The sequence below is a fragment of the Nocardiopsis lucentensis DSM 44048 genome, from assembly GCF_000341125.1.
GTDB classification, from domain to species: Bacteria; Actinomycetota; Actinomycetes; order Streptosporangiales; family Streptosporangiaceae; genus Nocardiopsis; species Nocardiopsis lucentensis.
Genome location: NZ_ANBC01000614.1, coordinates 1 through 24,458 on the forward strand (window position 1 = coordinate 1; position 24,458 = coordinate 24,458).

Sequence of the window (24,458 nt, forward strand, 5' to 3'; positions counted from 1 at the left end):
GGCGGGCCCGTCCCCCGGAAACCCGCCCGTCGCCTGTGTCAATGTCAGTAGCCGGAGTGTGCCCGGCCGTTCCCCCCGGAATCGGCACAGACCGGGGAGATCACTCCGTACGCTGGTTGGGGATTCCGGCCAGCAGGGCGCGGACCTCAGTCTCGCGGTAGCGGCGGTGTCCGCCCAAGGTGCGGATCGAGGTCAGCTTGCCCGCCTTGGCCCAGCGTGTCACGGTCTTGGGGTCCACGCGGAACATGGTGGCAACCTCGGCGGGGGTCAACAGGGGCTCCGCCTCGGGCGTGCGAGTTGACATGTGTACGGCCTCTCCTCCTGGATCTGTGTGCCGATCCTTGAGCCTTATTCCTGGCGCTTGGCCCGGATGTCCAATATTTCCACTGGGTCCATATTGGCATCACCCGAGGTGATAGCGCGACCACTCCAAGCAACTTTGCGCGTGGGAGGCCAAGAAAGCCGCCCGTGGCCGCGTCACGCTAAGTGATTCTAGCGACACGTTTAGTGGCATGTGGCGTATTCGGTCAAAACTTCGTTCTCCGGCCTCGTTTTTCTCGATCCGGAGCGTCCGAACTGCTACGTGGTCCTGACCGAAAACAGTGGTTCGGGCTGGGGGAGGTGGACTGGCGTTCCTGTTCAGTCGCTGTGTGGGTGGATGTGGGTCGTGGGGGCGGGGGCGGGTCTCCGCCCGTCCCGGCCAAGGGGCGGATCGCGTGGATCTCCCGCGTGGCAAGGGTTTCGTCGTTACTCAGAGTGCGTTCAGTGATGGTCCGGCTACAGTCTACGCTGATCCCTAACGGGCGTTATGCCCAGTTTCATCGGGCTTGGTGGTGTGCGGGGATGACGTCCTGGCTCGCACCGTTGTCACGTGCGGAAAGCCTGTCCCCGCCCGGGAAGAAACCTGGCGTACCAGGTTGGTGTCCGGCGTGGCGTGCCGTGCGTCACGATCTCAGATGACGACATTCGCGGGTGTGGTGTCCACGAAAAACTGACCAACCCGTGACTCTCAGTTGGCGTGCTCCAGGGCGCGCACCGACCTCCAGCGCCGGAGGAGCCGCTCGCGCAGCCCCATCACACGCTCCGTGTCGCCGGTCGCGAGGGCCTCCACGGCCTCGGAGACCTCCGCGACCGAGTGGTCCCCGCGCAGCGCGTCGTCGCTCAACAGGTGCGGCATGCCGCCGTAGTCGAGTTCCAGCAGCGCGTTCGGGTGCGCGGTCAGCGCCAACCAGTCCACCAGCTGCTCCGTCGACGAGGACACCGCGTGCTCGCCGAGCCGCTCCCGCAGTACCGCCACCGTGTGGTCCAGCCGTCGCCTCGCCTGTGACACGCGCGTCAGGTAGAACAGCGTGCGGGTGGTGTCCGTCGACAGCACCAGGCACCGTTCCGCGGACTCGAAGGGCACGAACCACGGCACCGGGATCGTCCAGTTGCTCGACAGGATGCCCGGGCGCGCCTCGGCGCCCGACTCGCGCCACTCCCGGTAGCCCTCCTCGGCCCGGTCCGCTTCGTGCTCGGGGACGAACGCGCCGCTCACCAGGACCGAGGTCGTGTTCGTGAACTCCGTGAACGCCCGCCACGAACGCAACCGGGTCTGCCACGGGCATACGTACAGCCGCCCGTCCACCCTGCGCAGGTAGGCGTTCCGGCTCTCCTCGGTCGGGGCCACCACGGGGGGAGTGGTGATGAGCCTGCCCAGGCTCTCCGCGTGTTCGGCGGCCAGCGCGTTGACCCTCCGTGGCCGGTCGGGGGAGTCCGCGTACTCCTCCCAGTACCGTCGGTCACTCGGAGAGAACGCGTCGATCGGCTGATAGACCCGGAGGTAAGCGGTGTAGGGCAGCACGATCGCATCGTGGCACACATCGCTGTGGGTGACACCCACCCCGGAAACCCTCGTCGGAACGGTCGTTCGGACGCGGGCCACACCCGTCACACCCGGGTGGCGTAGGCAGGGTGGGGTGCGACCAGGTACGGTTGTACGTGTACGTACGCTGACGCCGGTCGTCAGTCGCGTTTGACGGCCGTCAGCCCGTTACCGCGGGTTAGTAAGTGATCTGGGGTTCGTCGGAACCCAATCGTTGAGGGGGTCGAGCCAATGGGGCGCGGCCGAGCCAAGGCCAAGCAGCAGAAGGTCGCCCGGAAGCTCAAGTACAGCACCGGCGGGACCGATCTTGATCGGCTGCGGTCGGAGCTGGGTGTCGCTGAGGACGAGGGGTCTCCCTCCGGATCGTCGGGTCCGGACGACCCCTACGCGGATCCTCACGACGAGCTGATCGACCGTTACGCGGATCTTGCCGACAAGTACTCGGACTCCGACAAGTAGTCGTTTCCGGGACTGACAGGTCGCTCGGACAACAACCGCAGGCCTGTGCCACCCACCGGTCCCCCGAGCGGGGGCCACGGTGGACAGGTGGATATAGCCGGTGCGAACCACGCTCGTGGTTCGCACCGGCTATGTTCGGATCCGGTGCGCAACGCTTCTCTCACGCGCTCCGGTACTCGCCGCTCAGGCGGGCCCGGCCGGAACCGGCCGTCACCTCGCCCAGTCGCCAGGCCGGGACATCCCGCTCGGCCAGGACACCGAGGGCGCGTTCGGCGTCCTCCGCCGCGACGATCGCCACCATGCCCACACCCATGTTGAAGGTGGCCTCCATGTCATCCCGCGCCACGTCCCCCTGGTCGGCCAGGTAGCCGAACACGGGCGCGGGCGCCCAGGTGGAGCGGTCGAGCTCCGCGTCCAAGTGCTCGGGCAGCGACCGGGACAGGTTCGCGGCCAGGCCGCCGCCGGTGATGTGCGAGTAGGCGTGCACCTCGACGGCCGCCGTGAGCGCGACGCAGTCCTTGGCGTACACACGGGTCGGGGTGAGCAGGACCTCACCCAGGACGCCGTCCAGCTCCGGGACGTGCGCGTGCAGGTCGAGGCCGGCTCGTTCCACGACGTTGCGGACCAGCGAGTACCCGTTGGAGTGCGGTCCGGACGAGGCCATCGCGATGACCACGTCACCCTCGCGGACCCGGTCCGGGCCGAGGATGGCGTCACCCTCGACCACGCCCGTGCCAGCGCCGGCGAGGTCGTACTCGTCGGGCTCCATGGCGCCGGGGTGCTCGGCGGTCTCCCCGCCGATCAGCGCGCACCCGGCCTGGTGGCAGGCCCNTCCGCGATACCGCCGACGATCTCGGCGACGCGCTCCGGGACGACCGAGCCGCAGGCGATGTAGTCGGTCATGAACAGGGGCTCGGCGCCGCTGACCACCAGGTCGTCGACGACCATCGCCACCAGGTCGACGCCGATGGTGTCGTGCTTGTCGAACTGCTGGGCGAGCATCACCTTGGTGCCCACGCCGTCGGTGGAGGTCGCCAGGACCGGGTCCTTGTACTTGCCCGTGTCCAGGCGGAACAGACCCGCGAAGCCGCTCGCGTCGGTGACCTGCTCGGGTCGGCGGGTCCGCGCCACGTGACTCTTCATCAGGTCGACGGCGCGCTCACCCGCGGCGATGTCGACGCCCGCGGCCGCGTACGCGCCCTTCGCCCCTGTGCTCTCGGCTGCCACGCGAGATCTCCTCGTGCTGTGTTCGGTGGTGGTGCGGGCACGGCGAACCCGATCGGGGCACGCCGGAACCCGGGCACGGCGAACCCCCCGTCCGCCGTGCCTCGATCAGGTGTCGCTCGTGGCGAGACCGGTGCCCTCGGAAGTCCCGCAGGACTTCTCCAGCAGGTACTTGCCGCGTGCGTCGTCGGCGACCTCGATCGGGTACACGCCGTCGAAGCAGGCGCGGCACAGCTCGTTCTTGGGCACCTCGGAGGCGGCGATGAGCTCGTCGAGGTCGACGTAGGCCAGCGAGTCGGCGCCGACCGACTCCGCGATCTCGTCCACCGTGAGGTTCGCGGCGATGAGTTCGGCACGCGTGGCGAAGTCGACGCCGTAGTAGCACGGCCACAGCACGGGCGGACTGGAGATGCGAACGTGCACCTCGGCGGCTCCCGCGTCGCGCAGCATCCGCACCAGGGCGCGCTGGGTGTTGCCGCGGACGATGGAGTCGTCCACGACCACGAGGCGGCGGCCCTCGATGACCTCGCGCAGCGGGTTGAGCTTGAGGCGGATGCCGAGCTGGCGCAGGGTCTGGCTGGGTTGGATGAACGTGCGCCCGACGTAGGAGTTCTTCACCAGGCCCTGGGCGAACGGGATACCGCTGGCCTCGGCGTATCCCACGGCGGCGGGAGTGCCGGACTCGGGCACCGGGATGACCAGGTCGGCCTCGACCGGGTGCTCCTTGGCCAGGCGGCGGCCCACCTCGACGCGGGTGGAGTTGACGTTGCGCCCGGCGATCGTGGTGTCGGGACGGGCCAGGTAGACGTACTCGAACAGGCAGCCCTTGCGCCGGGCGGGGGCGAAGCGACGGGAGCGGACCCCGCGTTCGTCGATGGTCAGGAACTCGCCGGGCTCGATCTCGCGGACCAGGGTGGCGCCGACGATGTCGAGGGCGGCGGTCTCACTCGCCACGACCCACCCGCCGGCGTTGGACGACTCACCCAGGCGGCCGAGCACGAACGGGCGGATGCCCTGTGGGTCGCGCGCCGCGTACAGGGTGTTCTCGTCCATGAAGACCAGGGAGAAGGCGCCCTGCACCTTGGGCAGGAGGGCCAGCGCGGCGTCCTCCATGGTGCGCTCGGAGTCGCTGTTGGCGTAGTCGGCCAACAGGTTGGTGAGCACCTCGGTGTCCGTGGTGGCGCCCCGCCGGGAGTCCGGCAGCATCGCCGACAGCTCCGGCGTGTTGATGAGGTTGCCGTTGTGGCCGAGCGCCAGGCCGCCCTCACGCGCCGAGTAGAAGGTCGGCTGTGCGTTCTCCCACACCGGTGAGCCGGTGGTGGAGTAGCGGCAGTGGCCGATCGCGAGGTGGCCGTTCAGGGATTCGAGCGTCGCCTCGTTGAAGACCTGGGAGACGAGCCCCATGTCCTTGTAGACGACGATCCGCTCCCCGTCGCTCAGCGCGATGCCCGCGGATTCCTGTCCGCGGTGCTGCAGAGCGTAGAGACCGAAGTAGGTGAGCTTGCTGACTTCTTCGCCGGGTGCCCAGACCCCGAAAACACCGCAGGCGTCCTGCGGGCCGCGTTCGAGCGGATCGAGGTCCATGGAGAGCCGGCCGTCGGAGTACGACACACTCACAGCTTAGTGCCTGCCCGTCGGCTCGGCACCACCCGGGGGATGGTCGGACCACAGGGGGAGCCATGGGGACAGGTCCGACCGGGCGCCGCTGGCCTGGAGGGAGCGCTCCGCGACCGCCTCGTCCCAGGCGGTCCGGCCGGTCGCGAGGCGCAGCCAGGTGAGGGGGTCGGTCTCCACGACACCGGGTGGGGTCCCCCTCGTGTGCCGGGGGCCCTCGACCGCCTGGACGGCCCCGTGCGGGGGGACGCGCACCTCCAGACTGTTGCCCGGGGCGCGGTCGGCCAGCACGGCCAGGGTGGCGCGTACGGCGGCCTTGACCGCCGCGCGCTGGGGGGTGTCAGCGCGCAGGACGGCGCGGGCGCAGGCCTCGGCGGCCTCCTCGTCGGAGCCCTCGAAGGGGGGATCCCCCAAGGCGTGGAGTTGGTCGTCCAGGGCCGTGCGGAGCCGCCGTACGGCGCTCGCGGTCAGAGCGGAAGGCATGGAAGCAGCCTAGGGAAGGTGCCGAGCCGGAGGCGTCCGTTGGGGGTGGTGGAGAGTGACGGGAGGTGGACGGAGAGAGAGGGTGGGCACAGAGGGGTATCGGATCTGTGAATCACAGGGATACTTGTCATGTCTGGGGAATGGACCGATGGTGGACATCGGGGTACCCCAGTGGCCCTGTCCACCGATCTCCGCACACTTGGGTGATTCCTGTCTCAGCGCACCGCTGGCCAGAGGGGGCGTCACACGGTAGCGTCCCGAACCGTCCCGATGTCACTGAGACTGGGAGGAATGCGATGGAACGCCCGCAGGATGGAGTTCCGCGCACCGATACTGAACAGGTGAACGAAGGGTGAACCGGTCCGGCCGCCTCCCTGACCGCCGCTCTCCGGGCCCGCACCACGCGAGGCCGCCGAGCCGACAGGCTGGCCAGCACACTTACCATCCACGAAGGAAGACCACCGCACCATCGGGAGAACGACGTGCGCCTGCGCCTGCGCCCGCGTGATGACAGTTACTACGAGATGTTCACCGACTCGGCGAACAACCTGGTCATCGCGGCCCGCCTGCTGGTGGAGCTGATGAGTGACGGGGCCGACCGGGAGGCCATCGGCGAGAAGATGCGTGCCTGTGAGCACGCTGGTGACGACGCCACCCACGCGATCATGCGGCGGCTCAACAAGAGCTCGGCACCGCCGATCCACCGGGAGGACATCTACCGTCTGGCCTCGAACCTGGACGACGTCATGGACTCGATGGAGGCCGCCGTCGACCTGATCGGACTCTATGGACTGGAGCGGCTGCCCAAGGGCATCATCGACCAGATCGAGGTCCTGGAGCGCGCCGCCGAGCTGACCGCGGAGGCGATGCCGCGACTGCGGACGCTGCAGGACCTGACCCGGTACTGGATCGAGATCAACCAGCTGGAGAACCAGGCCGACCGGATCTACCGCAAGCTGCTCGCCAAGCTGTTCAGCGGGGAGTACGACGCGCTGACGGTGCTCAAGCTCAAGGACGTGATCGAGGAGCTGGAGACCGCGGCGGACGCGTTCGAGCACGTGGCGAACACGGTGGAGACGATCGTCGTCAAGAACGGCTGACCCCTCCGGGGCGCCGTGTCGGCGCCCCGGTCCGGATGTGGAGCGTCCTGTCGTGTTCTACACGTGGCTGAGGCCGCGATCCCGTGTCTCGGGGTTTTCCATGCACACATGCAGGACGAGTCCCAGAGCATCTGCGAGACGCTCCAGCGTGGGAAGCGTGGGCTGCGTGCCGCCGTGTTCGAAACGGGCGACACTGGACTGGGGCATCCCCGCGCGGCGGCCGAGTTCCGATTGGGACCAGCCGAGTTCCTCGCGGCGAAGCCGAACCGTTTCAGCCAGCTCGAAGCGCAGACGGGTGAGTTCGTAGGCCTCTCGTACCGCGGGGCGGTCGAACCGCTCAGAAGACTTCAGATCGGACAGGGTTCTCCTCGGGGGAGTGTTCATGGTGACTCCTCATCGACCGTGTGGCCAGCGTTGACACAGTCGTGCATCGCGCGGAGAGCACGTCGGACCTCGGCTGACTCCCGGGCTCGGGTCTTGTGGAACACGGTCAGCATGATGATTCGCCGCCCGGCCGCGATGTAGTAGGTGACGCGTACCCGGCGCCCGCCGCAATAGAACCGTAGCTCCCGTAGTTTGCCATCCAACTGACTCGTGTAGGGGAATCCCAGGCTGACACCACGGCATTCAAGCAGGTCCAGATGAAACAAAGCCTGAGCCCATTCCTCGTCGGACAGACCCCCAAGCCATCGTTCCACTTCAGGTTCCAGTTCAATCGTACCCCAAGCCATAGCATCGATGCTATAGGAGTTGGGCTGGTACTGAGCGTGATGGCGGCGAGGGCGCCCTACACCGAACGGGTGATCTTCCGGGCCGGGACGGTCTCGGTGGCCAGGACGCCGCTGAGGTAGGCGTGGAAGCCCTCGGCGTCGATCTCCTCCACGACCGTGGCGTTCGGCTCCAGGCCGTGCACGCCCCAGGACATGGCCGAGTATCCGCGGGTCAGCTCGCCCGCCGTCTCCACGTCCACGTGGTAGCGCGCGGAACGGCGGACCAGCTCCGGGTGGAGCAGCACGGCGGCGGTGAGGGAGTCGGGGTGCGTGGTGCCGTCGATGCCCACGCTGCGGTCGAACTCCAGGGTCGCCGCGCACACGTCCGTGAAGAAGTCGGAGAGCGGTGTACCGATGGCCTCGATCCGGTCCAGGCGCTCCTGCCCGAAGACGGCCTGGCGCAGCGTCAGCGGGTCCCAGGGGACGACCGTCACGTCGAACCCGGCCGCGAACACGGCCTTGGCGGCCTCGGGGTCCACGTAGAAGTTGAACTCCGCGGCGGCGGTGATGTTGCCGCGCCCGTTGTTGGACCCGCCCATCACGTACAGCGAGCCGACGTTGCGGGCGAAGTCGGGGTCCTTGGCCACGGCCATGGCGATGTTGGTCAGGGGGCCGATCGCCACGATCGACAGCTCCCCGGGGTGCTCGGCGGCCAGCCGGACCAGGGCGTCCACGGCGTGCTCGGACTCCGGTTCCAGCCCGGACTGGTCCATGCGCAGGCCGCCGGAACCGTCGCCGTGCACGTTCTCCGCGCTGACCCACGCGCGGGTCAGCGGTGCCCGGCAGCCCAGGTGCACGGGCACCTCGCCGAGCCGACCGGCGACGTTGAGGGTGAGGAAGGCGTTGCGCACCTGCTGGTCGAAGCCGACGTTGCCCGCGACCATGGTGATCGCCCGCAGGTCGGCCGCCGGGTCGAGCAACCCCACGAGGAGGGCGACGCAGTCGTCCTGCGCAGTGTCGGTGTCGATCACCAAAGGTGTGGGCACGGAGTCTCCCTTGTCCGAGGTCAGACGGGTAATCTACACCGGTTTTCACCCGGTTTCGGAGGCGGTCGGCCACCCGGACCGGCCTCCTGGTCGATCACCGCTCCCGCCGGGGAGACGTGGGAGTTCCGGTTACCCGAACCGGCCGGTGATGTAGTTCTCCGTCTCCTTCTTCTCCGGCCGGGTGAACATCTGGTTGGTCTCGCCCATCTCGATGAGCTTGCCGGGCTTGCCCGGACCGGACAGGTTGAAGAACGCGGTCCGGTCGGACACGCGCGCCGCCTGCTGCATGTTGTGGGTGACGATCACGATCGTGTAGTCCTCCTTCAACTGGTGAATGAGGTCCTCGATCGCCAGCGTCGAGATCGGGTCCAGCGCGGAGCAGGGCTCGTCCATGAGCAGGACGGACGGCTTGACCGCCGTGGCGCGCGCGATGCACAGGCGCTGCTGCTGGCCGCCGGAGAGGCCCGAACCGGGCTTGTTCAGCCGGTCCTTGACCTCCTCCCACAGGTTGGCGCCGCGCAGCGACTCCTCCACCAGGTCGTCCGCCTCGGAGCGGCTCATCCGCCTGTTGTTCAGCCTGGCGCCCGCGATGACGTTGTCGTAGATCGACATCGTCGGGAACGGGTTGGCCTTCTGGAAGACCATGCCGACCTCGCTGCGGACCAGTACGGGGTCCACGTCGGGGCCGTAGATGTCCATGTCGTCCAGGAGCACCTTGCCCCGCGCGTACGCGCCCGGAGTCACCTCGTGCATGCGGTTGAGGGTGCGCAGGAAGGTGGACTTGCCGCAGCCGGACGACCCGATGAACGCCGTCACCGACCGCGGCTCGATGGTCATGGACACGTCCTCCACGGCGAGGAAGTCGCCGTAGTAGACGTGGAGTCCGGAGACGTCGATTCGTTTGGCCACTGGATGTTCCTCGTGAGTGAGCTCGACGCGCGGTGCGCGGGGCGGTTGGTATGGGTCAGCGGGCGGACTTCGGCGCGAACGCGCGTCCGATCATCCGGGCCAGGAAGAACAGCAGCATCACCGTGAGGATCAGCGTCAGCGCCGCGGCCCAGGCCCGCTCGTAGTTGACGGCACCGCCCATGCGGACCTGTGAGTAGATGAAGACCGGGAGGCTCATCATCTGGCCGTCGAACAGGTTCCAGTTGATCGACACCGCCGAGGAGCCCGCCGTGAGGATCAGCGGCGCCGTCTCACCGATAACGCGCGCGATGGCGAGCATGATCCCGGTGGTCAGTCCGGCGGCCGAGGTGGGCAGGACCACCTTGGTGATCGTCCGCCACTTGGGCACGCCCAGCGCGTAGGAGGCCTCGCGCAGGTCACGCGGGACCAGGCGGAGCATCTCCTCACTGGAGCGGACCACGACGGGGATCATCAGCACGGAGAGGGAGATGGCGCCCGCGGCTCCGTTGGTGTGTCCGGGGCCGAACAGCACCATCCACAGGGCGACGACGAACAGGCCGGCGACGATCGACGGGATGCCCGTCATGACGTCCACGAAGAAGGTGATGAGGCGCTTGATCCGGCCCTCGGCGTACTCCACCAGGTACACGGCGGTCATGACGCCGATCGGCACGGAGATGAGCGTGGCCATCCCGGTGATCGCCAGCGTGCCGACGATCGCGTGGTAGACGCCGCCCGCGTCCATGCTCGGCAGGACGCCGTTCATCGACACCGACAGGAAGTACCCGTCGAACCGGCCGAAGCCGTTCTGGAGCACGGTCCACAGGACCGACACCAGGGGCGCCAACGCGAGCAGGAAGCACCCGTACACCAGCGACGTGACGAACCGGTCCACGGCCTTGCGGCCGCCCTCGACGCGCGCGGAGGCGGTCACGGTGATCACCACGTAGGACACCGCGGTCAGCAGCGCCCACGGCATGACACCGAACGAGGAGAAGGCCAGGAGGAACCCGGCCACCACGGCGGCGCAGGACGCGAGCAGGGCGGCGGGGAAGTAGCGGGGCAGGGACGCGTGCCGGAGAGAGGCCTCGGCCGACCCGGCCTCGGGTCCGGGGGGCTGCGTGGTCGTCGTGCTCATCAGGCCTCCTTGCTGCCCCGCGCCACGATGTAGCGGGCGCCCATGTTGACGGCGAGGGTGATCGCGAACAGGACCAGACCGGCGGCGATCAGCGCGGACACGCCGTACCCGGTGGCCTCCGGGTACTGGAGCGCGATGTGCGCGGCGATGGTCTGGTTGCCGCTCTGGAGCAGGTCGAAGGAGATCGCGAGCGACGGCGACAGGATCATCGCCACGGCCATGGTCTCGCCCAGGGCGCGGCCCAGACCGAGCATCGCGCCGCCGACGACACCGGAGCGGCCGAAGGGCAGCACGGCCAGCCGGATCATCTCCCAGCGGGTGGCGCCCATGGCGAGCGCGGCCTCGCGGTGGCCCTGCGGAACCTGCTTGAACACGTCGCGCGACATCGCGGTGATGATCGGCAGGATCATGACCGCCAGCACGACGGAGGCGGTGAGGATCGTCCGGCCGGAGGTGGAGGCGGGGCCGGAGAACAGCGGGATCCAGCCCAGGTACTCCGTCAGGCCGCGAAAGACCGGGACGAGTTGCGGCGCGAGGAACCCGATCCCCCACAGGCCGTAGACGACGCTGGGGATGGCGGCGAGCAGGTCGACCAGGTAGCCGAGCACGGAGGCGACCCTGCGGGGCGCGTAGTAGACGATGAACAGCGCGATCCCGACGGCCACGGGGGTGGCCAGCAGCAGCGCGATGGCGGCCGCGAGGACGGTGCCGAACGCCAGAGCCGCGACGCCGAACGCGGGGTTCTCCCGGACGTTGGCGTCCCACTCCTGGGTGGTGAGGAAGCCCGTCGTGTTGGCGGCGAGCGAGGGCCAGGCCTGGATGATCAGGAAGGCGGCGACCCCGGCGAGGATCAGCAGGATGAGGAGGCCCGAGCCTCGGGCGAGCCCGGCGAAGACGGCGTCGCCGATCCGGCGCTTTCCCGTGGGCGGCGGTGCCGCCTGGGGCGCGTCCGTGGTCGTCATGGATTGGCTCCGGTTCGGAAAGGGTTCAGGGCTGGTCACCTGGGCCGTGCCGGATCGGCGCGCGTGGGTCGCGCGGCGGCTCCGGGTGCCGTGGATCCGGGTCGGGTGGCTGCGATCCTTCGATTCAGTCCGCCACGACTCAGAGGTAGCCGGTCGGTGACCGTGTTGTCACGGTCACCACGCGCGGTTTGGCCCTTCCGCGCCGAGTGTGAAGGTAGGCGCGGCAGGTGACCAGTTATCCCAGAGAAGGTGAACGGGAGATGAACGACATGTCGCACTCCCGTGGCCTCAAGGGGTTCAGGTGGTGAATGTGATGTGTCGCACCTCAGGAGGACCCGGGCTCGACGGCCTCCGACGGCGGCGCGTACATCACGTCCGTGTCCCACACCTCGAACCCGAGGGAGGCGTAGAGCCGCACGGCGGCCTCGTTGTCGCCGTCCACGTACAGGTGCACCCACGGCAGCCCGGCGTCGCGCAGGTGGTGCAGGCCGGTCAGGGTGAGTGTGCGGCCCAGCCCCGTCCCCTGCCAGTCGGGGTCCACGCCCACGACGTAGACCTCACCGACCGGTTCGCCGTCGGTGAGCCCGGCTCCGTCGGCGTGCGTCTTGGTCCAGTGGAACGCGGCGACCGAACCGTCGGCGGCGGTCGCGAGGAAGAAGCCGTGGGGGTCGAACCAGTCCTCGACCTCGCGCTGGAGCAGGTCGTCGAGGGTGAGCTGGCCCTGCTCGGGGTGGTCGGCGAAGGCGCGGGCGTTGGCGCGCAGCCACGCCTCCTCGTCCTGGCCGACGACGAAGGCGCCCACCCGGACCCGGTCGGCGACCTCGGGCCTGAGTGCGGCCTCGGGCAGTTCGGGCGCGGTGCGGGGTCCGCCCGGCACGTCGGCGGGAAGGTCACGCAGCGGCATGCGCATCTTGTGCAGTTCGCGGACGGCGCGCCAACCGTCTCCCTCGGCCACCGACACCGCCTGCGGGGTGCGGCCGTGCGCCCAGACGCGCACCCCGTCGGGTCCGGCGTCGTCGCGGACCGAGCGCAGGAGGGCGGTGCCGTGTCCACGGCCGCGGTGGGCCGGGTCGACCACGAGTTCGCCGGAGTCGGGTTCGCCCTCGACGCGCTCGACGAACGCGAAGCCCACGACCCGGTCGTCCTGGGTGACCACGTGGAACCGGCTGCTGCCCGCGGGAGCGCCGTGCCGGACGCGGAGGATGGTGTGTTCCGACAGGGGGGCGACGCCGTCCTCGCGGCGGGCGGCCTCGGCGAGGGCCAGGATCTGGTCGGCCAGGTCCGTGTCGAGGTCGTCGGTGACGTGCGGGGTGCTCATGGTCGAAAGCCTACGACGGTTCGTTCACGGGGCCGAGCCGGGCGTGGCGGAACGGTGGAACGGGTCAGGGACGGCGGCGCTTGCCCTGGTAGCGGGCTCCGGTCCGGACACGGCGCGCGGGCGCCAGGGGTGTGGCGAGCAGCAGGGCCAGGAGGACGGCGGCCAGCAGGATCGACGGCGCCATCGACGGACGCAGGTCGGAGTGGTCGGCGGCCACCTCGGTCTCGTCCATGTCGTCCTCGGACGGGGTGACCATCGGCAGGTCGGCGAGGTCCTCGCCGCCGGGGGAGAGGTCGGGCAGGTCGGCCGCACCGCTGGGGATGGTCGGAACGTCGCCGCCGGTGGTCGGCGGTGAGCTCACTCCGGGGCGGGGGGTCCGCGGCGAGGACGTGTCCCGCGGGGTGGGGGTGGAGTCCGACCGGCCGTCGCCGCCGGAACCGCCGTCCGAGTCCTCCCGCCCGTCGTCGGTGGACGTGGGGGAAGGGTCGGGCGACGGGGACCCGGTGGGGCTCGGGCTCGGTGTGGGGCTTGGGCTCGGTGTGGGGCTCGGGCTCGGGGAGGGGCTCGGTGTCGCGCTGGGGCTCGGCGTGGGGCTCGGGCTCGGCGTGGGAGAGGGGGTGGGGGGCTCGGTCGGATCGGGGCTGGGCGACGGGGGTTCGGTGGGGTCCGGGCTCGGGGAGGGGCTCGGTGTGGGGCGGGGGTCGATCACGGTGATCGACCACGCGCCGGTGACGGCGCTGGTCGGAGTGCCGGGTTCGGCGCACCCGTCCTGCTCGTCGGGGAGGGCGTAGGTGAGGGTGGCGACGACGTCGACCGACTCCCGGGGAGCGCCGTTGACCTGTCCCGCCGGGAGGGGTTCGCCCGGGGCCAGTCGTCGCGGCTCGAACCCGTCGACGCGGAACCCGGGGGTGTCGACGGACAGACCGATCAGGCAGACGGCGAGGTCACCCGTGTTGGTGGCGGTCACGGTGTTGGCCGGCACCGCCGATCCGAGGTCCACCTCACTGGCGGAGTGCCGGAACACGACGGTGACCGAGGGCGTGCCGGTGCCGGGCTCCGGGGAGGGGTCGGCGTAGGCCGGAGCCATCACGGCGACGAGGCTGGACCCCACGAAGGCGGCGCCGAGCGCGACGCTCAGGTGCCGGGGGTGCGCGGTGAGCGGGAATCTCGCGGTGGGGGTGGGCATCGGTGCGATTCACTCCTACGTGGCGCGCCGGAACGGTGGGACGCACCCGGCCCGGGGAGTGGCACCGCGCCAGCCCTCACCCGACTCGGGTTACCCCACGAATCCTAGGCCGTGCGAGCCCGGAAGACGAGTGTCATGAGCACCCGAATTCACACTGGTGGTGACGGTGAGTGACGGTTCCCGCTCCGGCTCTCGGCTTCGGTTCCCCGCTTCGGCGCCCTTCACCGCCCTCGACCGTTCCAGGACACGGGTTCTCGGGCGCACGGGACCGGCGACCGGGACCCCTTCGATCCCGGCCATGCCGACCGTGCTCCCCGCGCGTCCTCCCCCGCCTTCCGGCGGCCGCCCTACGTCCCGCTGTTCTCCGGGGTCCGGGCGGCGGGCAGCGACTCCGCGGCCTCGCCCTGTCCGGACGTGGCCTTGGCGACCGGGTCCGGAACGAAGCGGTAACCCACGTTGCGCACGGTGCCGATGAGCGACTCGTACTCCGAGCCGAGCTTGGCGCGCAGGCGCCGGACGTGGACGTCGATGGTGCGGGTGCCGCCGAAGTAGTCGTAGCCCCACACCTCCTGGAGCAGCTGCGCCCGCGTGAACACGCGGCCGGGGTGCTGGGCCAGGAACTTGAGGAGTTCGAACTCCTTGAAGGTCAGGTCCAGGATGCGGCCCCGCAGACGGGCGATGTAGGTCGCCTCGTCGATCACCAGGTCACCGCGGCGGATCTCATCCGGGTCGTCGGCGCCGGTGTCGGACGCCCCCACGGCCAGGCGGAGCCGCGCTTCGACCTCGGCGGGCCCGGCGGTGGTCAGGATGAAGTCGTTGACCTGCCAGTCCGGGGTCAGCGCCGCGACGCCGCCCTCGGTCAGGACGACCAGCAGCGGGCAGTCCAGCCCCGTGGTGTCGAGCAGACGGCAGAAGTTCCGGGCGGCTGCCAGGTCGGTTCGCGCATCGACCAGAATGGCGTCGACGGGAGCACTGGAGCTTCCGTTGCCACCGGAGGCCAGGAGCGCGCCGGCCTCCGCGGGCGCCACCCGCACCGAGTGCAGGAGGAGTCCGAGAGCGGGCAGCACGTGGTCGGACGGTTCGTTCGAGTTCGTCAGTAGCAGCAGATGGCTCATGCGTCTCTTCTCGTCAAACCCGCGTGATGCGGACGATCGAAGGCGCCTTTGCCCCCGGTGAAGATTTGTCGAATACGTCGCCTCCGAGCAACACCAAGGATAATCAACAGATGGCGAAGTGCACTATCAGGTACTGGGCCGCGGCCAAGGAAGCGGCCGGAACGGCCGAGGAACACGTCGAGGCGGGGACCCTCGGAGAGGCCCTGGAGGCGGCGTGTCGGCTGCACCCGGACGACCGCTTCCAGCGTGTTCTCGGGGCTTCGTCGCTCCTGGTCGACGAACGGCCGGTCGGTCGGCGGGCGCACGGCGAGGTCACCGTCACGGACGGCACTGTGATCGAGGTCCTACCGCCGTTCGCGGGCGGGTGAGGTCGTCGAAAACGGTTCGGAACACGGAGGAGACATGGACGAAACACCAGAATGGGCGCGGCGTGCGCGCGTCGTCGTTCTCGGCAAGCCGGAATGCCACCTGTGCGAGGAGGCGTGGGCGATCGTCGAACGGGTCGCCGACGACCTCGGGGCGACCCGGGCCGAGGTACGGCTCGACGAGGTGAGCGGGGTCGAGCGCGAGGAGTACTGGGACAAGATCCCGGTGACCTTCGTCGACGGGCGCCGGCACGACTTCTGGCGGGTCTCGGAGGGGCGTCTGCGCTCCGCGCTGAGCGCGTGAGCCGTCGCAGAACCACTCCGCGGGGGAACGGACGCGACTTCTCGGGATAACGAGAACGGGACGCAACAAATCTTCCCATCGGATTCCCGTCGGATGTCCGGAATGGGGGTCTTGGCCATACCGGTTCGGAGGTCGGGGGAGGCCTTCCCCGAAGGGGGCGTGGAGGACGCGCACAACGCGGAATCCGCCTCCCCGTACCACCGTTCGCCGCCGTGACCTCGTGTGGGGGAATGCCGCGGAGTTCCCGCCCCTCGCCGCGGGGCCCGTGTCCGCCGCGGGTGGGAACTTATGGAACCCGCCTCACAGGGCACCCCACTTTGTGCGTGCTTTCACAAGCACGTAATCTGTGGACGACAGACCAGTCGGGGAAGGACGACGCACCGGCCCCCACGGCGCGCCGCTCACGGCCCGCACCCCGTCCGCACCACAGCCGCTCAGGAGCGCCCGCCTGTGACCAGTCGTCCACCTCGGCCCCGGGAGAGGGGAATCCCCGAAGCCACCGTCGCCCGACTGCCGGTCTACCTCCGCGCGCTCCAGGCACTCCAGGACCGCGGGATCCTCACCGTCTCCTCCGAGGCGCTCGCCACGGCCGCCGGTGTGAACTCCGCCAAACTCCGCAAGGACCTGTCCCACCTCGGGTCGTACGGGACGCGCGGCGTGGGGTACGAGGTCGAGTACCTCGTGTACCAGATATCGCGTGAGCTTGGTCTCACCCAGGACTGGTCCGTGGCCATCGTCGGCATCGGCAACCTGGGACGCGCACTGGCCAACTACGGGGGCTTCGGCTCACGCGGGTTCCGTATCGCGGCCCTGCTCGACGCCGACCCCGGGGTGGTCGGACAGAGCGTGGCGTCCATCCAGGTGCGGCATATTGACAGCCTGGAAGAGGTTGTGCGTTCCAAGGGTGTGTCCATCGGGGTCATCGCGACACCGGCGGCGTCCGCCCAAGGCGTGGCGAGCCGGTTCGTCGAGGCGGGGGGGGCCCGCANATCCTCAACTTCGCGCCCGTGGTGCTCAATGTGCCGGACGGTGTCGATGTGCGTAAGGTCGACTTGTCCATCGAACTCCAGATCCTGGCCTTCCACGCGCAGCGCAGGGCCGACGGCGACGGTCGCGAGGCGCGGGCGGCGGGACTGGAACTGACGTGAGACCGACACCAAGGCCGTGAGGCCCGCATCAGCGGCGGCGATGAGCGAGCGTGCGCCGCGTCTCGGGAGGGTCCGCACACATGAAGATGACCCGTGCCCGAGTATGGAGAGAAGCTGTGTAGGCCCGCATAGGACGCATGGGAGAGAGCGGATGAGTGTCCTGGCCGTGGGGTTGAGCCACCGGAGTTCGCCGGTGGCGCTGCTCGAACGCGTCGCACTGAACGGCGAGACGCGGACCAAGGCGGTCGGCGACATGCTCGGCTCCGACTCCGTGAACGAGGTCATGGTGGTCTCCACCTGCAACCGCACGGAGGTCTACGCCGACGTCGCGACCTTCCACGGCGGGGTCGCGGCCATCACCGAACTCCTCTCCTGGCACACCGGCGTCCCGCTGGGCGAACTCTCCGAGCACTTGTACGTGCACTACGAGGACCGTGCCGTCCAGCACCTCTTCTCCGTCACCTGCGGCCTGGACTCCATGGTCGTCGGCGAGGGCCAGATCCTCGGCCAGGTCCGCGACGCCCTCAAGGAGGGCCAGGAGCACGCCACCGTCGGCCGGGTGCTCAACGACCTCGGCCAGCGCGCCCTGCGCGTGGGCAAGCGCGCCCACACCGAGACCCACCTCGACCACGCCGGAGCCGACATGGTCAGCTTCGGACTCGGCGAGGCCCTGCGCCCCCTCGGCGCGACCGTCACCCCGGAGCCCTCCGGGGTCACCGTCGAGAGCACCACCCCCGCCGAGGGAGCCGCCGCCCCGCCGGGCTGCCCCATGTCCGGCGCCACCGCCGCCCCCGCGGGTTCCGGTACCGCCTTCGCGGTGTCCGCCGACTCCGACGTCCCCGCCGCCTCCGACGCCGAGGTCGCCCGGCCCGCCCCCGCGTCGCTGGCCGGTGTCCGCGTCCTGGTCCTCGGCGCGGGATCCATGAGCGCTCTGTCCGCCAACACCGTCGCCCGCCAGGGGGCCGGCCGTGTGGTGGTCGCCAACCGCACCCACGAGCGCGCCGCCCGCCTCGCCGAGTGCCTCACCGAGGCCTACGACGCCGTCGACGCCGTCGCGGTGCCCTTCGAGGAGGCCGCGACCGCCCTCGCCGACGTCGACCTGGTCATCTCCTGCACCGGCGCCCAGGGGATCGTGCTCGCCGCCGACACCGTCGCCCCGGTCGCCGAGGGGCGCGACAGACCCCTGGTCTTCCTCGACCTCGCCCTGCCCCGCGACATCGACCCCGCCGTGCGGGACCTGCCCGGAACGCACCTGGTCGACATCGAGGACCTGCGTCAGGCAGCCGCCGGCGGCGCCGGAGGCGGCACCGACCGCTCCGGTTCCCTCACCCTCGTCCGGGGGATCGTGGAGGAGGAGGTCGCCGAGTTCGGCGCCGTCCGCCGCGCCAACCAGGTGACCCCGACCGTGGTCGCCCTGCGTGCCCAGGCGCAGGACGTCGTCGAGGCGGAGCTGACCCGCCTGCACGGCCGCCTGCCCGACGACCTCGGCCCCAAGGCGCGCGAGGAGATCACCCGGGCCATGCGCCGGGTCGCCGACAAGCTCCTGCACCGGCCCACCGTGCGGGTCAAGGAGCTGGCCAAGGCGCCGGACGGAGAGTCCTACGAGGTGGCCCTCCGGGAACTGTTCGACCTCGACCCCCAGGCCCCGGGGGCGCTCGCCGCCCCCACGGGCCCGACCCACGCGGAGCGCCCCGCCCAGGAGAAGGCATGACCGGTACCACCGCCAAGCTCGGCACCCGCCGCAGCACCATGGCGACCACCCAGTCCCAGATGGTCGCGGACGCGATCACCGAGCGCACCGGGCAGGCGATCGAGCTGGTGCTCATCACCAGCTTCGGCGACGTCACCAAGGCTCAGCTGACCCAGCTCGGCGGCACCGGCGTGTTCGTCAACGCCCTGCGCGACGAGCTGGAGGCCGGGACGATCGACTTCGCCGTCCACTCGCTCAAGGACCTGCCCACCGCTCCCGCCGACGGTCTCACGCTCGTGGCCATCCCCGAGCGCGACGACCCGCGCGACGCGCTGTGCGCCCGCGACGGCCTCAAGTTCGCCGACCTGCCGGCGGGCGCGCGCGTGGGCACGGGCTCGCCACGCCGCGCCGCCCAGCTCGCCGCGCTCCGCCCCGACCTCACCTTCGTGCCGATCCGCGGCAACGCCGAGACCCGCCTGGGCAAGATCACCGCCGGCGAGGTCGACGCGGTGGTCCTGGCCTACGCCGGACTGGGCCGCGTCGGCCGCCTCGACGACGTCACCGAGGTCTTCGAACCCGAACAGGTCCTGCCCGCGCCCGGTCAGGGCGCCCTCGCCGTCGAGTGCGCCACCGAACGCGCCGCGGGAGACCTCGCCCACCTCGCCGCCGTCGACCACGCGTCCACCCGCGCCGAGGTCGTCGCGGAGCGGACCGTGTTGGCCGAGCTGGAGGCCGGGTGCGCCGCGCCGGTCGGCGCCTACGCCCAGTACGGGAACGGCCGGCTCCGGCTGCGCGCCGCGGTGGTCGCCACCGACGGGACCGAAGCCGTGCGCCGGGAGCGCGTGATCGGCCTCGACTCGCCCGAGGACGTGGCGGCCGCCGCGGACCTCGGCCGGGACCTGGCACGGGAGATGATCGTCGAGGGCGCCGACGGCATCGTCGCCGCGGCCTTCACCGAGAGGGACGAGACACAGTAGGAGCCAGTCGGCGGGGCGCCCGCACGCACGGTCCCGCCGCGCCGCCACCACCCGGAACCCCGTGCCTCCGGGAGCAGGCGACCCACACACGAGGAGCCAGTACGTGAACGCCAACGCCAACCCCCAGCCTGAGGAATCGCGCGCCGCAACGCGGTCCGGACACGTGGCGCTGGTCGGTTCCGGCCCCGGCAGCGCCGACCTGCTGACGCTGCGCGGCGCCGACATGCTCCGCCGCGCCGATGTGGTCATCACCCTCAACGAACCGGCCCGGGAGGAGCTCGCCGGTTTCCGTGAGGGGCTGCTCACGCACTGCTCCGACGACGTGTCCGTGATTCAGGCCGACGAGTGCGGCGGCGACGTCAACGCCCTCGCCGTCACGCGCGCCCGCGAGGGCCAGCGCGTGGTGCGCCTGTACTCCGGTGACCCGTTCTTCGGGTGCCGGGGCGGTGAACTGGTCGCCGCCTGCCACCAGGCCGGGATCGACGTCGACGTGGTCCCCGGGATCTCCGCGGTGACCTCCGTGCCGACCTTCGCGGGCATTCCCCTGCTGGGCGATGGCAACCCCGAGGTTCGGGTGCTCAACGCGCGCGACCACGGCGGCGCGGAGGTCGACTGGCACGAAGCGGCGGCGAGCGAAGCCACACTGGTCATCCTGGGCGCCGACGCGCCCCCCGGGGAGGCCGCCGCGCACCAGGGGCCCGGGATCGACGTGCTGTGCAAGACCCTCATCGCGGGCGGGCGCCCGCCGACGACGCCCGTGGCGGTCGTGCGCGCGGGCGGCACGACCCGGCAGACCACGGTCACCTCGACGCTGAACCGGCTCGTCGCCGAGCTCAAGGCCAAGGACGCCAAGGGCCACCACCTCACGGCCCCCGCACTGATGGTCGTCGGGACGCCGGTGGGCCGCCAGGGCAAGCTGTCGTGGTACGAGACCCAGTCGCTGTTCGGCTGGCGCGTGCTCGTGCCGCGTACCAAGGAGCAGGCCGCCGCCCTGTCCGAGCAGCTGCGCGGCCACGGCGCCGTGCCCGAGGAGGTCCCCACGATCTCCGTGGAGCCGCCGCGCACGCCGCAGCAGATGGAGCGCGCCGTCCGGGGCCTGGTCACCGGCCGCTACCAGTGGGTGGCGTTCACCTCGGTCAACGCGGTGAAGGCGATCCGCGAGCGGTTGGAGTCCTACGGGCTCGACGCGCGCGCCTTCGCCGGGGTGAAGGTCGCCGCGGTGGGCGACAGCACGGCACGGGCGGTGCGCGACTTCGGGATCCAGCCCGACCTGCTGCCGCCCGACGACGTGCAGTCCAGCGCCGGACTCGTGTCGGTGTGGCCGCCCTACGACGCCGAGATCGACCCCATCGAGCGGGTCCTGCTGCCGCGCGCCGACATCGCCACCGAGACCCTGTCGGCGGGGCTCGGCGACCTCGGGTGGGAGGTCGACGACGTCACGGCCTACCGCACCGTGCGCGCCGCCCCGCCGCCCGCGCCGATCCGCGAGGCGATCAAGGGCGGCGGGTTCGACGCCGTGCTGTTCACGTCCTCCTCCACCGTGCGCAACCTCGTGGGCATCGCGGGCAAGCCGCACAACACGACCGCCATCGCCGTCATCGGCCCGGAGACGGAGAAGACCGCGATCGAGTTCGGTCTGCGCGTCGACGTCGTCGCGGCCAAACCCTCCGTTTCGGCCCTCGTGGAGGCGCTTTCGGAGTACGGTGCCGCCAAGCGGCGTGAGGCGATCGAGGCGGGCAAGCCCGTTCTGAAGCCGAGCCAGAAGCGCCGCGGCCGCCGCCGCAAGCTCTGAGCCGCCCACATCCGCCGACCACCTGGGAGTCCCCACATGCCCCTCTTCGGCCACGACGCCGCGTTCCCCGAGGCCCGGCCGCGTCGACTGCGCCGGGGCGCCGCGCTGCGCCGCCTCGTCGCGCAGACCCGCGTGCTCCCGGAGAACCTCGTCCTGCCGATGTTCGTCAAGGAGGGGCTGACCGATCCGGCGCCGATCTCCTCGATGCCGGGCCAGGTGCAGCACACGCGCGACAGCCTGCGCGAGGCCGCCGTCGCCGCGGCCGAGGCGGGTGTCGGCGGGCTCATGCTGTTCGGCATCCCCGAGGAGAAGGACGAACGGGGTTCGGCCGCCGACGACCCGGACGGGATCGTGCAGGCGGCCCTGCGGGACCTGGCCTCCGAGGTCGGCGACGACATCGTGGTCATGGCGGACCTGTGCCTGTGCGAGTACACCTCGCACGGCCACTGCGGCCCGCTGATGACCGACGGCCAGGTGGACAACGACCTCACCCTGGAGCGGTACGCGTCCATCGCGGCGGCCCAGGCCGAGGCGGGCGCCGCGGTGGTGGCGCCCAGCGGGATGATGGACGGTCAGGTCGCGGCGATCCGAGCCGGTCTCGACGGCGCCGGGCACACGGGGGTGCCGATCCTCGCCTACGCCGCCAAGTACGCGTCCGCCTTCTACGGGCCGTTCCGGGAGGCCGCGGAGGGCGCGCCCCAGTTCGGTGACCGCTCCGGTTACCAGCAGGACCCGGCCAACGCGCGCGAGGCGCTGCGCGAGGTCGCCCTGGACATCGCCGAGGGCGCCGACATGGTGATGGTCAAACCGGGACTGGCCTACCTCGACATCGTCGCCAAAGTCGCCGAGTCCTCACCGGTGCCCGTGTCGGCCTACCAGGTCAGCGGCGAATACGCGATGATCGAGGCGGCGGCGGAGCGCGGTTGGCTCGACCGGGAGCGGGTCATCGTCGAGACGCTCACCTCCTACCGCAGGGCGGGGGCCGAGCAGATCCTCACGTACTGGGCGACCGAGGCGGCGCGCTTGCTGCGGTGACGGACCGGGTCCTTTCGCCTCCGGTCGCGGCCGCCGGGCGTCGGGCCACCAGCCATCGGCCGCGTCTGGACACGTACGACCACCGGGGGGCTCCATGACAGGTGTGCTGTATCGACGCAAACGGCGGCACACGACCGAGAACATGATGGAGTCCGCGCTCCGCTACGCACGGCTGGGCTGGCCGGTCGTGCGCGGGGCCGCGCCCGGTGCGGACCGGGCGTGCACGTGTGACCGGATGGGCTGCCCCGACCCCGCGGCGCATCCGGTCACCATGGCGTGGGGTGTGGAGGCGAGCACCGACACCGACACCATCCGCCGGTGGTGGACCGCCTCTCCCGAGGCGAACGTGATCCTGCCGACCGGTCGGGTCTTCGACGTGTTCGACGTCCCGCGCGAGGCCGGTGTGATGGCTCTGGCGCGGATGAGCCACGCGGGCGTCCCCGCGGGGCCGGTCGCGGCGGTGGAGTCCTCGCGGTACCTGTTCTTCGTGGCGACGCGCTCACCGGTCGACGAGGACGAGTGGTGGTCGTGCCACCTGGACTGCGTCCCCGAAACGGTGGAGGAGACCCCCGGCCTGCGGTGGCACTGCCGCGACAGTTTCGTCCTGGGCGCGCCGTCGGCGCTGCCCTCCGGTGGCCGGGTGACCTGGATCCGGGCACCCTACGACGAGGGCGGGTCCGTCCCGCTGCCGGACCCGATCGCTGTGCTCGACATCCTCGCGGACGCGAGCGAGGAGTTCGCCAGGGGCGGTCGCTGACCCGACCGGTGTTCCGAGGGAGGGCCGGTCCGGTGTCCGGAACCGGCCCGACGGGCCTGACACGGGCGGCGTCGCCGGGGAAAGCGGGTCATGGCGTAGGTTCGTCCGGGTGAACGGAAAGACCCCTTCCTCCCCTCCCCCCGCCCCGCGCACCCCGTCCGCCCCGGTGCCCGATCCATTCCAGGCGTCCCCGCCGCCCCGGCCGGCCTTCGCGGCACCCCCTCCGCGCCGCGGGCGCGCGGCGCCGACGTGGCTCGTCGCCAGTGGCGCGGTCGTCGTGCTGCTGACCGCGGCCGGTGGCGGGTTCGCGCTCGGCGGCGTCCGGGCCGCGGCGGATCTGTCCGCCTCGGCGGAGGCGGTGCGAGAGAGCCGCGCGGGCGGGGCCCCGGCCGTCGTGGACGGCGCGGAGGAGGACGCCGAGGCCGAGGCGGCCGACGGCTTCGCCGAGCCCGGCGGCGTGTTCCCGGACGGCTCGACCGTGGACGTGGAGGGGGTCTCCTTCGGACTCCCCGCGGGATGGGCGCCGTTGGAGTCACTGCCCGAGGACATGTCGTTGCGGATGGACGGCTCCGAGACGGCGTACGCCCTGACGCGCGCCGACGGCACGATCGTCGCGTACGTGTCCGTGACCACGCTCTCCGTGACGGGGGCGGGCGGCCAGACCACCACCAGTGTCGACGCGGCGATCATGGTGCGTAGGGCCTACAGCCCGTTCGTCGAGGGCTCCGAGGACCGCGAGGGCGGCGCCCGCGAGGTGCCGGGGAGCCCCGACACCTCGCGCCTCGACATGCGCTTCACCACCGGCCTGGACCTCTCGATGCTGATCGTCGACACCGGAGCGCCCGCGTTCGCGGTCGTGTCCGCGGTGATCGACGAGGGGAGCGCGCCCACCGAGGACGAGGTCACCACCGCCGACCTCGAAGCGATCCTCGCGTCGGTGTCCGTGCTCTGAGGGGGCGCCCCGCCATCGGTGACCGGGCGGCGCCCCGCCGCCCGTGTCGGGCGCCGCCACCCGCCCCGCGCGCCTACACGCGCTCAGCGTTGACGACGATCCCGTCCTCGTCGCTGTAGAGCCACTCGCCGGGCACGAAGGTGACGTCCCCGAAGGTGACCGGAACGTCCAGTCGACCGGCGGCGTCCTTGGCGGACTTGCGAGGGTTGGAGCCCAGGGCCTTCACACCCAGGTCGAGCCCGCCCAACGCGACGGTGTCGCGGACGGCGCCGTGGATCACCACCCCCGCCCAGCCGTTGGCCACGGCGGG

Annotated in this window: 23 protein-coding genes and 3 pseudogenes (1 of these 26 running past the window's edge); 11 read left to right on the top strand and 15 right to left on the bottom strand. The window is 71.0% G+C overall.

The window, feature by feature from the left end:
* Window positions 1-100: 100 nt before the first annotated feature.
* Together bldC and D471_RS0121830 are read right to left on the bottom strand one after the other, a co-directional pair.
* Window positions 101-304 (bottom strand): developmental transcriptional regulator BldC, encoded by a 204-nt coding sequence (gene bldC, locus D471_RS0121825; protein WP_017600591.1) that lies wholly within the window; start codon window positions 302-304, stop codon window positions 101-103.
* Window positions 305-1,009: 705 nt separating this feature from the next.
* On the bottom strand, window positions 1,010-1,843 hold the full coding sequence (locus D471_RS0121830; RefSeq protein ID WP_026127960.1) for a hypothetical protein: 834 nt from the start codon (window positions 1,841-1,843) through the stop codon (window positions 1,010-1,012).
* 252 nt (window positions 1,844-2,095) lie between these two features.
* Between D471_RS0121830 and D471_RS0121835 the strand changes: the two genes are divergently transcribed.
* On the top strand, window positions 2,096-2,323 hold the full coding sequence (locus D471_RS0121835) for a DUF3073 domain-containing protein (RefSeq protein WP_017600593.1): 228 nt from the start codon (window positions 2,096-2,098) through the stop codon (window positions 2,321-2,323).
* A 160-nt stretch (window positions 2,324-2,483) separates the two neighbouring features.
* Here D471_RS0121835 and purM read toward each other — a convergent pair.
* The 3 genes and pseudogenes from purM to D471_RS0121850 all read right to left on the bottom strand — a co-directional run bounded on the left by purM (window position 2,484) and on the right by D471_RS0121850 (window position 5,644).
* Window positions 2,484-3,550, bottom strand: a pseudogene (gene purM / locus D471_RS35535) (phosphoribosylformylglycinamidine cyclo-ligase).
* Between the two features lie 105 nt (window positions 3,551-3,655).
* On the bottom strand, window positions 3,656-5,158 hold the full coding sequence (gene purF, locus D471_RS0121845) for an amidophosphoribosyltransferase (RefSeq protein WP_017600594.1): 1,503 nt from the start codon (window positions 5,156-5,158) through the stop codon (window positions 3,656-3,658).
* Between the two features lie 9 nt (window positions 5,159-5,167).
* Complete coding sequence (locus tag D471_RS0121850) at window positions 5,168-5,644, bottom strand: sterol carrier family protein (RefSeq protein WP_017600595.1); 477 nt, start codon at window positions 5,642-5,644, stop codon at window positions 5,168-5,170.
* Window positions 5,645-6,126: 482 nt separating this feature from the next.
* Here D471_RS0121850 and D471_RS0121855 point away from each other — a divergent pair, with 482 nt between their 5' ends.
* On the top strand, window positions 6,127-6,744 hold the full coding sequence (locus tag D471_RS0121855; protein ID WP_017600596.1) for a DUF47 domain-containing protein: 618 nt from the start codon (window positions 6,127-6,129) through the stop codon (window positions 6,742-6,744).
* Window positions 6,745-6,801: 57 nt separating this feature from the next.
* Here the strand turns inward: D471_RS0121855 and D471_RS0121860 are convergent, their stop codons facing one another.
* The 9 genes and pseudogenes from D471_RS0121860 to D471_RS0121895 all read right to left on the bottom strand — a co-directional run bounded on the left by D471_RS0121860 (window position 6,802) and on the right by D471_RS0121895 (window position 15,128).
* Window positions 6,802-7,128: a helix-turn-helix domain-containing protein gene (locus D471_RS0121860; protein WP_017600597.1), complete on the bottom strand. Its 327-nt coding sequence runs from the start codon at window positions 7,126-7,128 to the stop codon at window positions 6,802-6,804.
* Window positions 7,125-7,475: a type II toxin-antitoxin system RelE/ParE family toxin gene (locus D471_RS38585; protein WP_083924283.1), complete on the bottom strand. Its 351-nt coding sequence runs from the start codon at window positions 7,473-7,475 to the stop codon at window positions 7,125-7,127. The genes D471_RS0121860 and D471_RS38585 overlap by 4 nt, the downstream gene beginning before the upstream one ends.
* Window positions 7,476-7,531: 56 nt before the next feature.
* Window positions 7,532-8,500 carry a nucleoside hydrolase gene (locus D471_RS0121865; protein WP_026127961.1) on the bottom strand — a complete coding sequence of 323 codons (969 nt, stop codon included), beginning with the start codon at window positions 8,498-8,500 and terminating at the stop codon, window positions 7,532-7,534.
* Between the two features lie 129 nt (window positions 8,501-8,629).
* Window positions 8,630-9,409, bottom strand: coding sequence for a phosphate ABC transporter ATP-binding protein PstB (pstB, locus tag D471_RS0121870; RefSeq protein WP_017600599.1), 780 nt, complete (start codon window positions 9,407-9,409; stop codon window positions 8,630-8,632).
* Window positions 9,410-9,464: 55 nt separating this feature from the next.
* The gene (gene pstA, locus D471_RS0121875; protein WP_017600600.1) at window positions 9,465-10,547 is read right to left on the bottom strand and encodes a phosphate ABC transporter permease PstA; all 1,083 of its coding nucleotides are present in this window, start codon (window positions 10,545-10,547) and stop codon (window positions 9,465-9,467) included.
* Window positions 10,547-11,509, bottom strand: coding sequence for a phosphate ABC transporter permease subunit PstC (gene pstC, locus D471_RS0121880; RefSeq protein ID WP_017600601.1), 963 nt, complete (start codon window positions 11,507-11,509; stop codon window positions 10,547-10,549). Before pstC ends, pstA begins: the two co-directional genes overlap by 1 nt.
* Window positions 11,510-11,834: 325 nt before the next feature.
* Window positions 11,835-12,836, bottom strand: a pseudogene (gene mshD / locus D471_RS0121885) (mycothiol synthase); the annotation flags it as partial.
* Window positions 12,837-12,891: 55 nt separating this feature from the next.
* Window positions 12,892-14,013, bottom strand: coding sequence for a hypothetical protein (locus tag D471_RS39145; RefSeq protein ID WP_026127962.1), 1,122 nt, complete (start codon window positions 14,011-14,013; stop codon window positions 12,892-12,894).
* 347 nt (window positions 14,014-14,360) lie between these two features.
* Window positions 14,361-15,128: a winged helix-turn-helix transcriptional regulator gene (locus D471_RS0121895; protein ID WP_017600603.1), complete on the bottom strand. Its 768-nt coding sequence runs from the start codon at window positions 15,126-15,128 to the stop codon at window positions 14,361-14,363.
* Window positions 15,129-15,238: 110 nt separating this feature from the next.
* Here D471_RS0121895 and D471_RS0121900 point away from each other — a divergent pair, with 110 nt between their 5' ends.
* The 9 genes and pseudogenes from D471_RS0121900 to D471_RS0121940 all read left to right on the top strand — a co-directional run bounded on the left by D471_RS0121900 (window position 15,239) and on the right by D471_RS0121940 (window position 24,148).
* Entirely contained in the window at window positions 15,239-15,496 is a 258-nt protein-coding gene (locus tag D471_RS0121900; RefSeq protein ID WP_017600604.1) for a MoaD/ThiS family protein, read from the top strand.
* A gap of 34 nt (window positions 15,497-15,530) precedes the next feature.
* A complete protein-coding gene (locus tag D471_RS0121905; protein ID WP_017600605.1) occupies window positions 15,531-15,797 on the top strand; it encodes a glutaredoxin family protein in 267 nt (88 codons plus the stop codon).
* Window positions 15,798-16,247: 450 nt separating this feature from the next.
* A pseudogene (locus D471_RS35540) lies at window positions 16,248-16,945 on the top strand (redox-sensing transcriptional repressor Rex).
* A gap of 151 nt (window positions 16,946-17,096) precedes the next feature.
* On the top strand, window positions 17,097-18,656 hold the full coding sequence (locus D471_RS0121915) for a glutamyl-tRNA reductase (protein WP_017600606.1): 1,560 nt from the start codon (window positions 17,097-17,099) through the stop codon (window positions 18,654-18,656).
* Window positions 18,653-19,612 carry a hydroxymethylbilane synthase gene (gene hemC, locus D471_RS0121920; protein ID WP_017600607.1) on the top strand — a complete coding sequence of 320 codons (960 nt, stop codon included), beginning with the start codon at window positions 18,653-18,655 and terminating at the stop codon, window positions 19,610-19,612. The genes D471_RS0121915 and hemC overlap by 4 nt, the downstream gene beginning before the upstream one ends.
* Window positions 19,613-19,715: 103 nt before the next feature.
* Window positions 19,716-21,404, top strand: coding sequence for a bifunctional uroporphyrinogen-III C-methyltransferase/uroporphyrinogen-III synthase (locus D471_RS0121925; protein ID WP_026127963.1), 1,689 nt, complete (start codon window positions 19,716-19,718; stop codon window positions 21,402-21,404).
* A gap of 36 nt (window positions 21,405-21,440) precedes the next feature.
* On the top strand, window positions 21,441-22,439 hold the full coding sequence (hemB, locus tag D471_RS0121930; protein ID WP_017600609.1) for a porphobilinogen synthase: 999 nt from the start codon (window positions 21,441-21,443) through the stop codon (window positions 22,437-22,439).
* Window positions 22,440-22,533: 94 nt separating this feature from the next.
* Window positions 22,534-23,196, top strand: a complete 663-nt coding sequence (locus D471_RS0121935) for a bifunctional DNA primase/polymerase (RefSeq protein ID WP_026127964.1) — start codon at window positions 22,534-22,536, stop codon at window positions 23,194-23,196.
* A gap of 166 nt (window positions 23,197-23,362) precedes the next feature.
* Window positions 23,363-24,148: a hypothetical protein gene (locus D471_RS0121940; protein WP_152486392.1), complete on the top strand. Its 786-nt coding sequence runs from the start codon at window positions 23,363-23,365 to the stop codon at window positions 24,146-24,148.
* Window positions 24,149-24,221: 73 nt separating this feature from the next.
* Here D471_RS0121940 and rraA read toward each other — a convergent pair whose 3' ends face one another.
* Window positions 24,222-24,458, bottom strand: partial view of a ribonuclease E activity regulator RraA gene (gene rraA, locus D471_RS0121945; RefSeq protein WP_017600612.1) — the 3' portion only. Its footprint extends 207 nt past the window's final position; 237 of the gene's 444 nt are visible here — the last part of the coding sequence; its start codon lies off the right edge, out of view; its stop codon occupies window positions 24,222-24,224.

Coding starts and splice junctions, on each gene's coding strand:
- D471_RS0121905 (WP_017600605.1), top strand. CDS start 15,531: ATGGACGAAACACCAGAATGGGCGCGGCGTGCGCGCGTCGTCGTTCTC.
- pstA (WP_017600600.1), bottom strand. CDS start 10,547: ATGAGCACGACGACCACGCAGCCCCCCGGACCCGAGGCCGGGTCGGCC.
- D471_RS0121915 (WP_017600606.1), top strand. CDS start 17,097: ATGAGTGTCCTGGCCGTGGGGTTGAGCCACCGGAGTTCGCCGGTGGCG.
- D471_RS0121860 (WP_017600597.1), bottom strand. CDS start 7,128: ATGAACACTCCCCCGAGGAGAACCCTGTCCGATCTGAAGTCTTCTGAG.
- D471_RS0121935 (WP_026127964.1), top strand. CDS start 22,534: ATGACAGGTGTGCTGTATCGACGCAAACGGCGGCACACGACCGAGAAC.
- D471_RS0121835 (WP_017600593.1), top strand. CDS start 2,096: ATGGGGCGCGGCCGAGCCAAGGCCAAGCAGCAGAAGGTCGCCCGGAAG.
- D471_RS0121850 (WP_017600595.1), bottom strand. CDS start 5,644: ATGCCTTCCGCTCTGACCGCGAGCGCCGTACGGCGGCTCCGCACGGCC.
- hemC (WP_017600607.1), top strand. CDS start 18,653: ATGACCGGTACCACCGCCAAGCTCGGCACCCGCCGCAGCACCATGGCG.
- bldC (WP_017600591.1), bottom strand. CDS start 304: ATGTCAACTCGCACGCCCGAGGCGGAGCCCCTGTTGACCCCCGCCGAG.
- pstC (WP_017600601.1), bottom strand. CDS start 11,509: ATGACGACCACGGACGCGCCCCAGGCGGCACCGCCGCCCACGGGAAAG.
- D471_RS39145 (WP_026127962.1), bottom strand. CDS start 14,013: ATGCCCACCCCCACCGCGAGATTCCCGCTCACCGCGCACCCCCGGCAC.
- D471_RS38585 (WP_083924283.1), bottom strand. CDS start 7,475: ATGGCTTGGGGTACGATTGAACTGGAACCTGAAGTGGAACGATGGCTT.
- D471_RS0121900 (WP_017600604.1), top strand. CDS start 15,239: ATGGCGAAGTGCACTATCAGGTACTGGGCCGCGGCCAAGGAAGCGGCC.
- D471_RS0121895 (WP_017600603.1), bottom strand. CDS start 15,128: ATGAGCCATCTGCTGCTACTGACGAACTCGAACGAACCGTCCGACCAC.
- hemB (WP_017600609.1), top strand. CDS start 21,441: ATGCCCCTCTTCGGCCACGACGCCGCGTTCCCCGAGGCCCGGCCGCGT.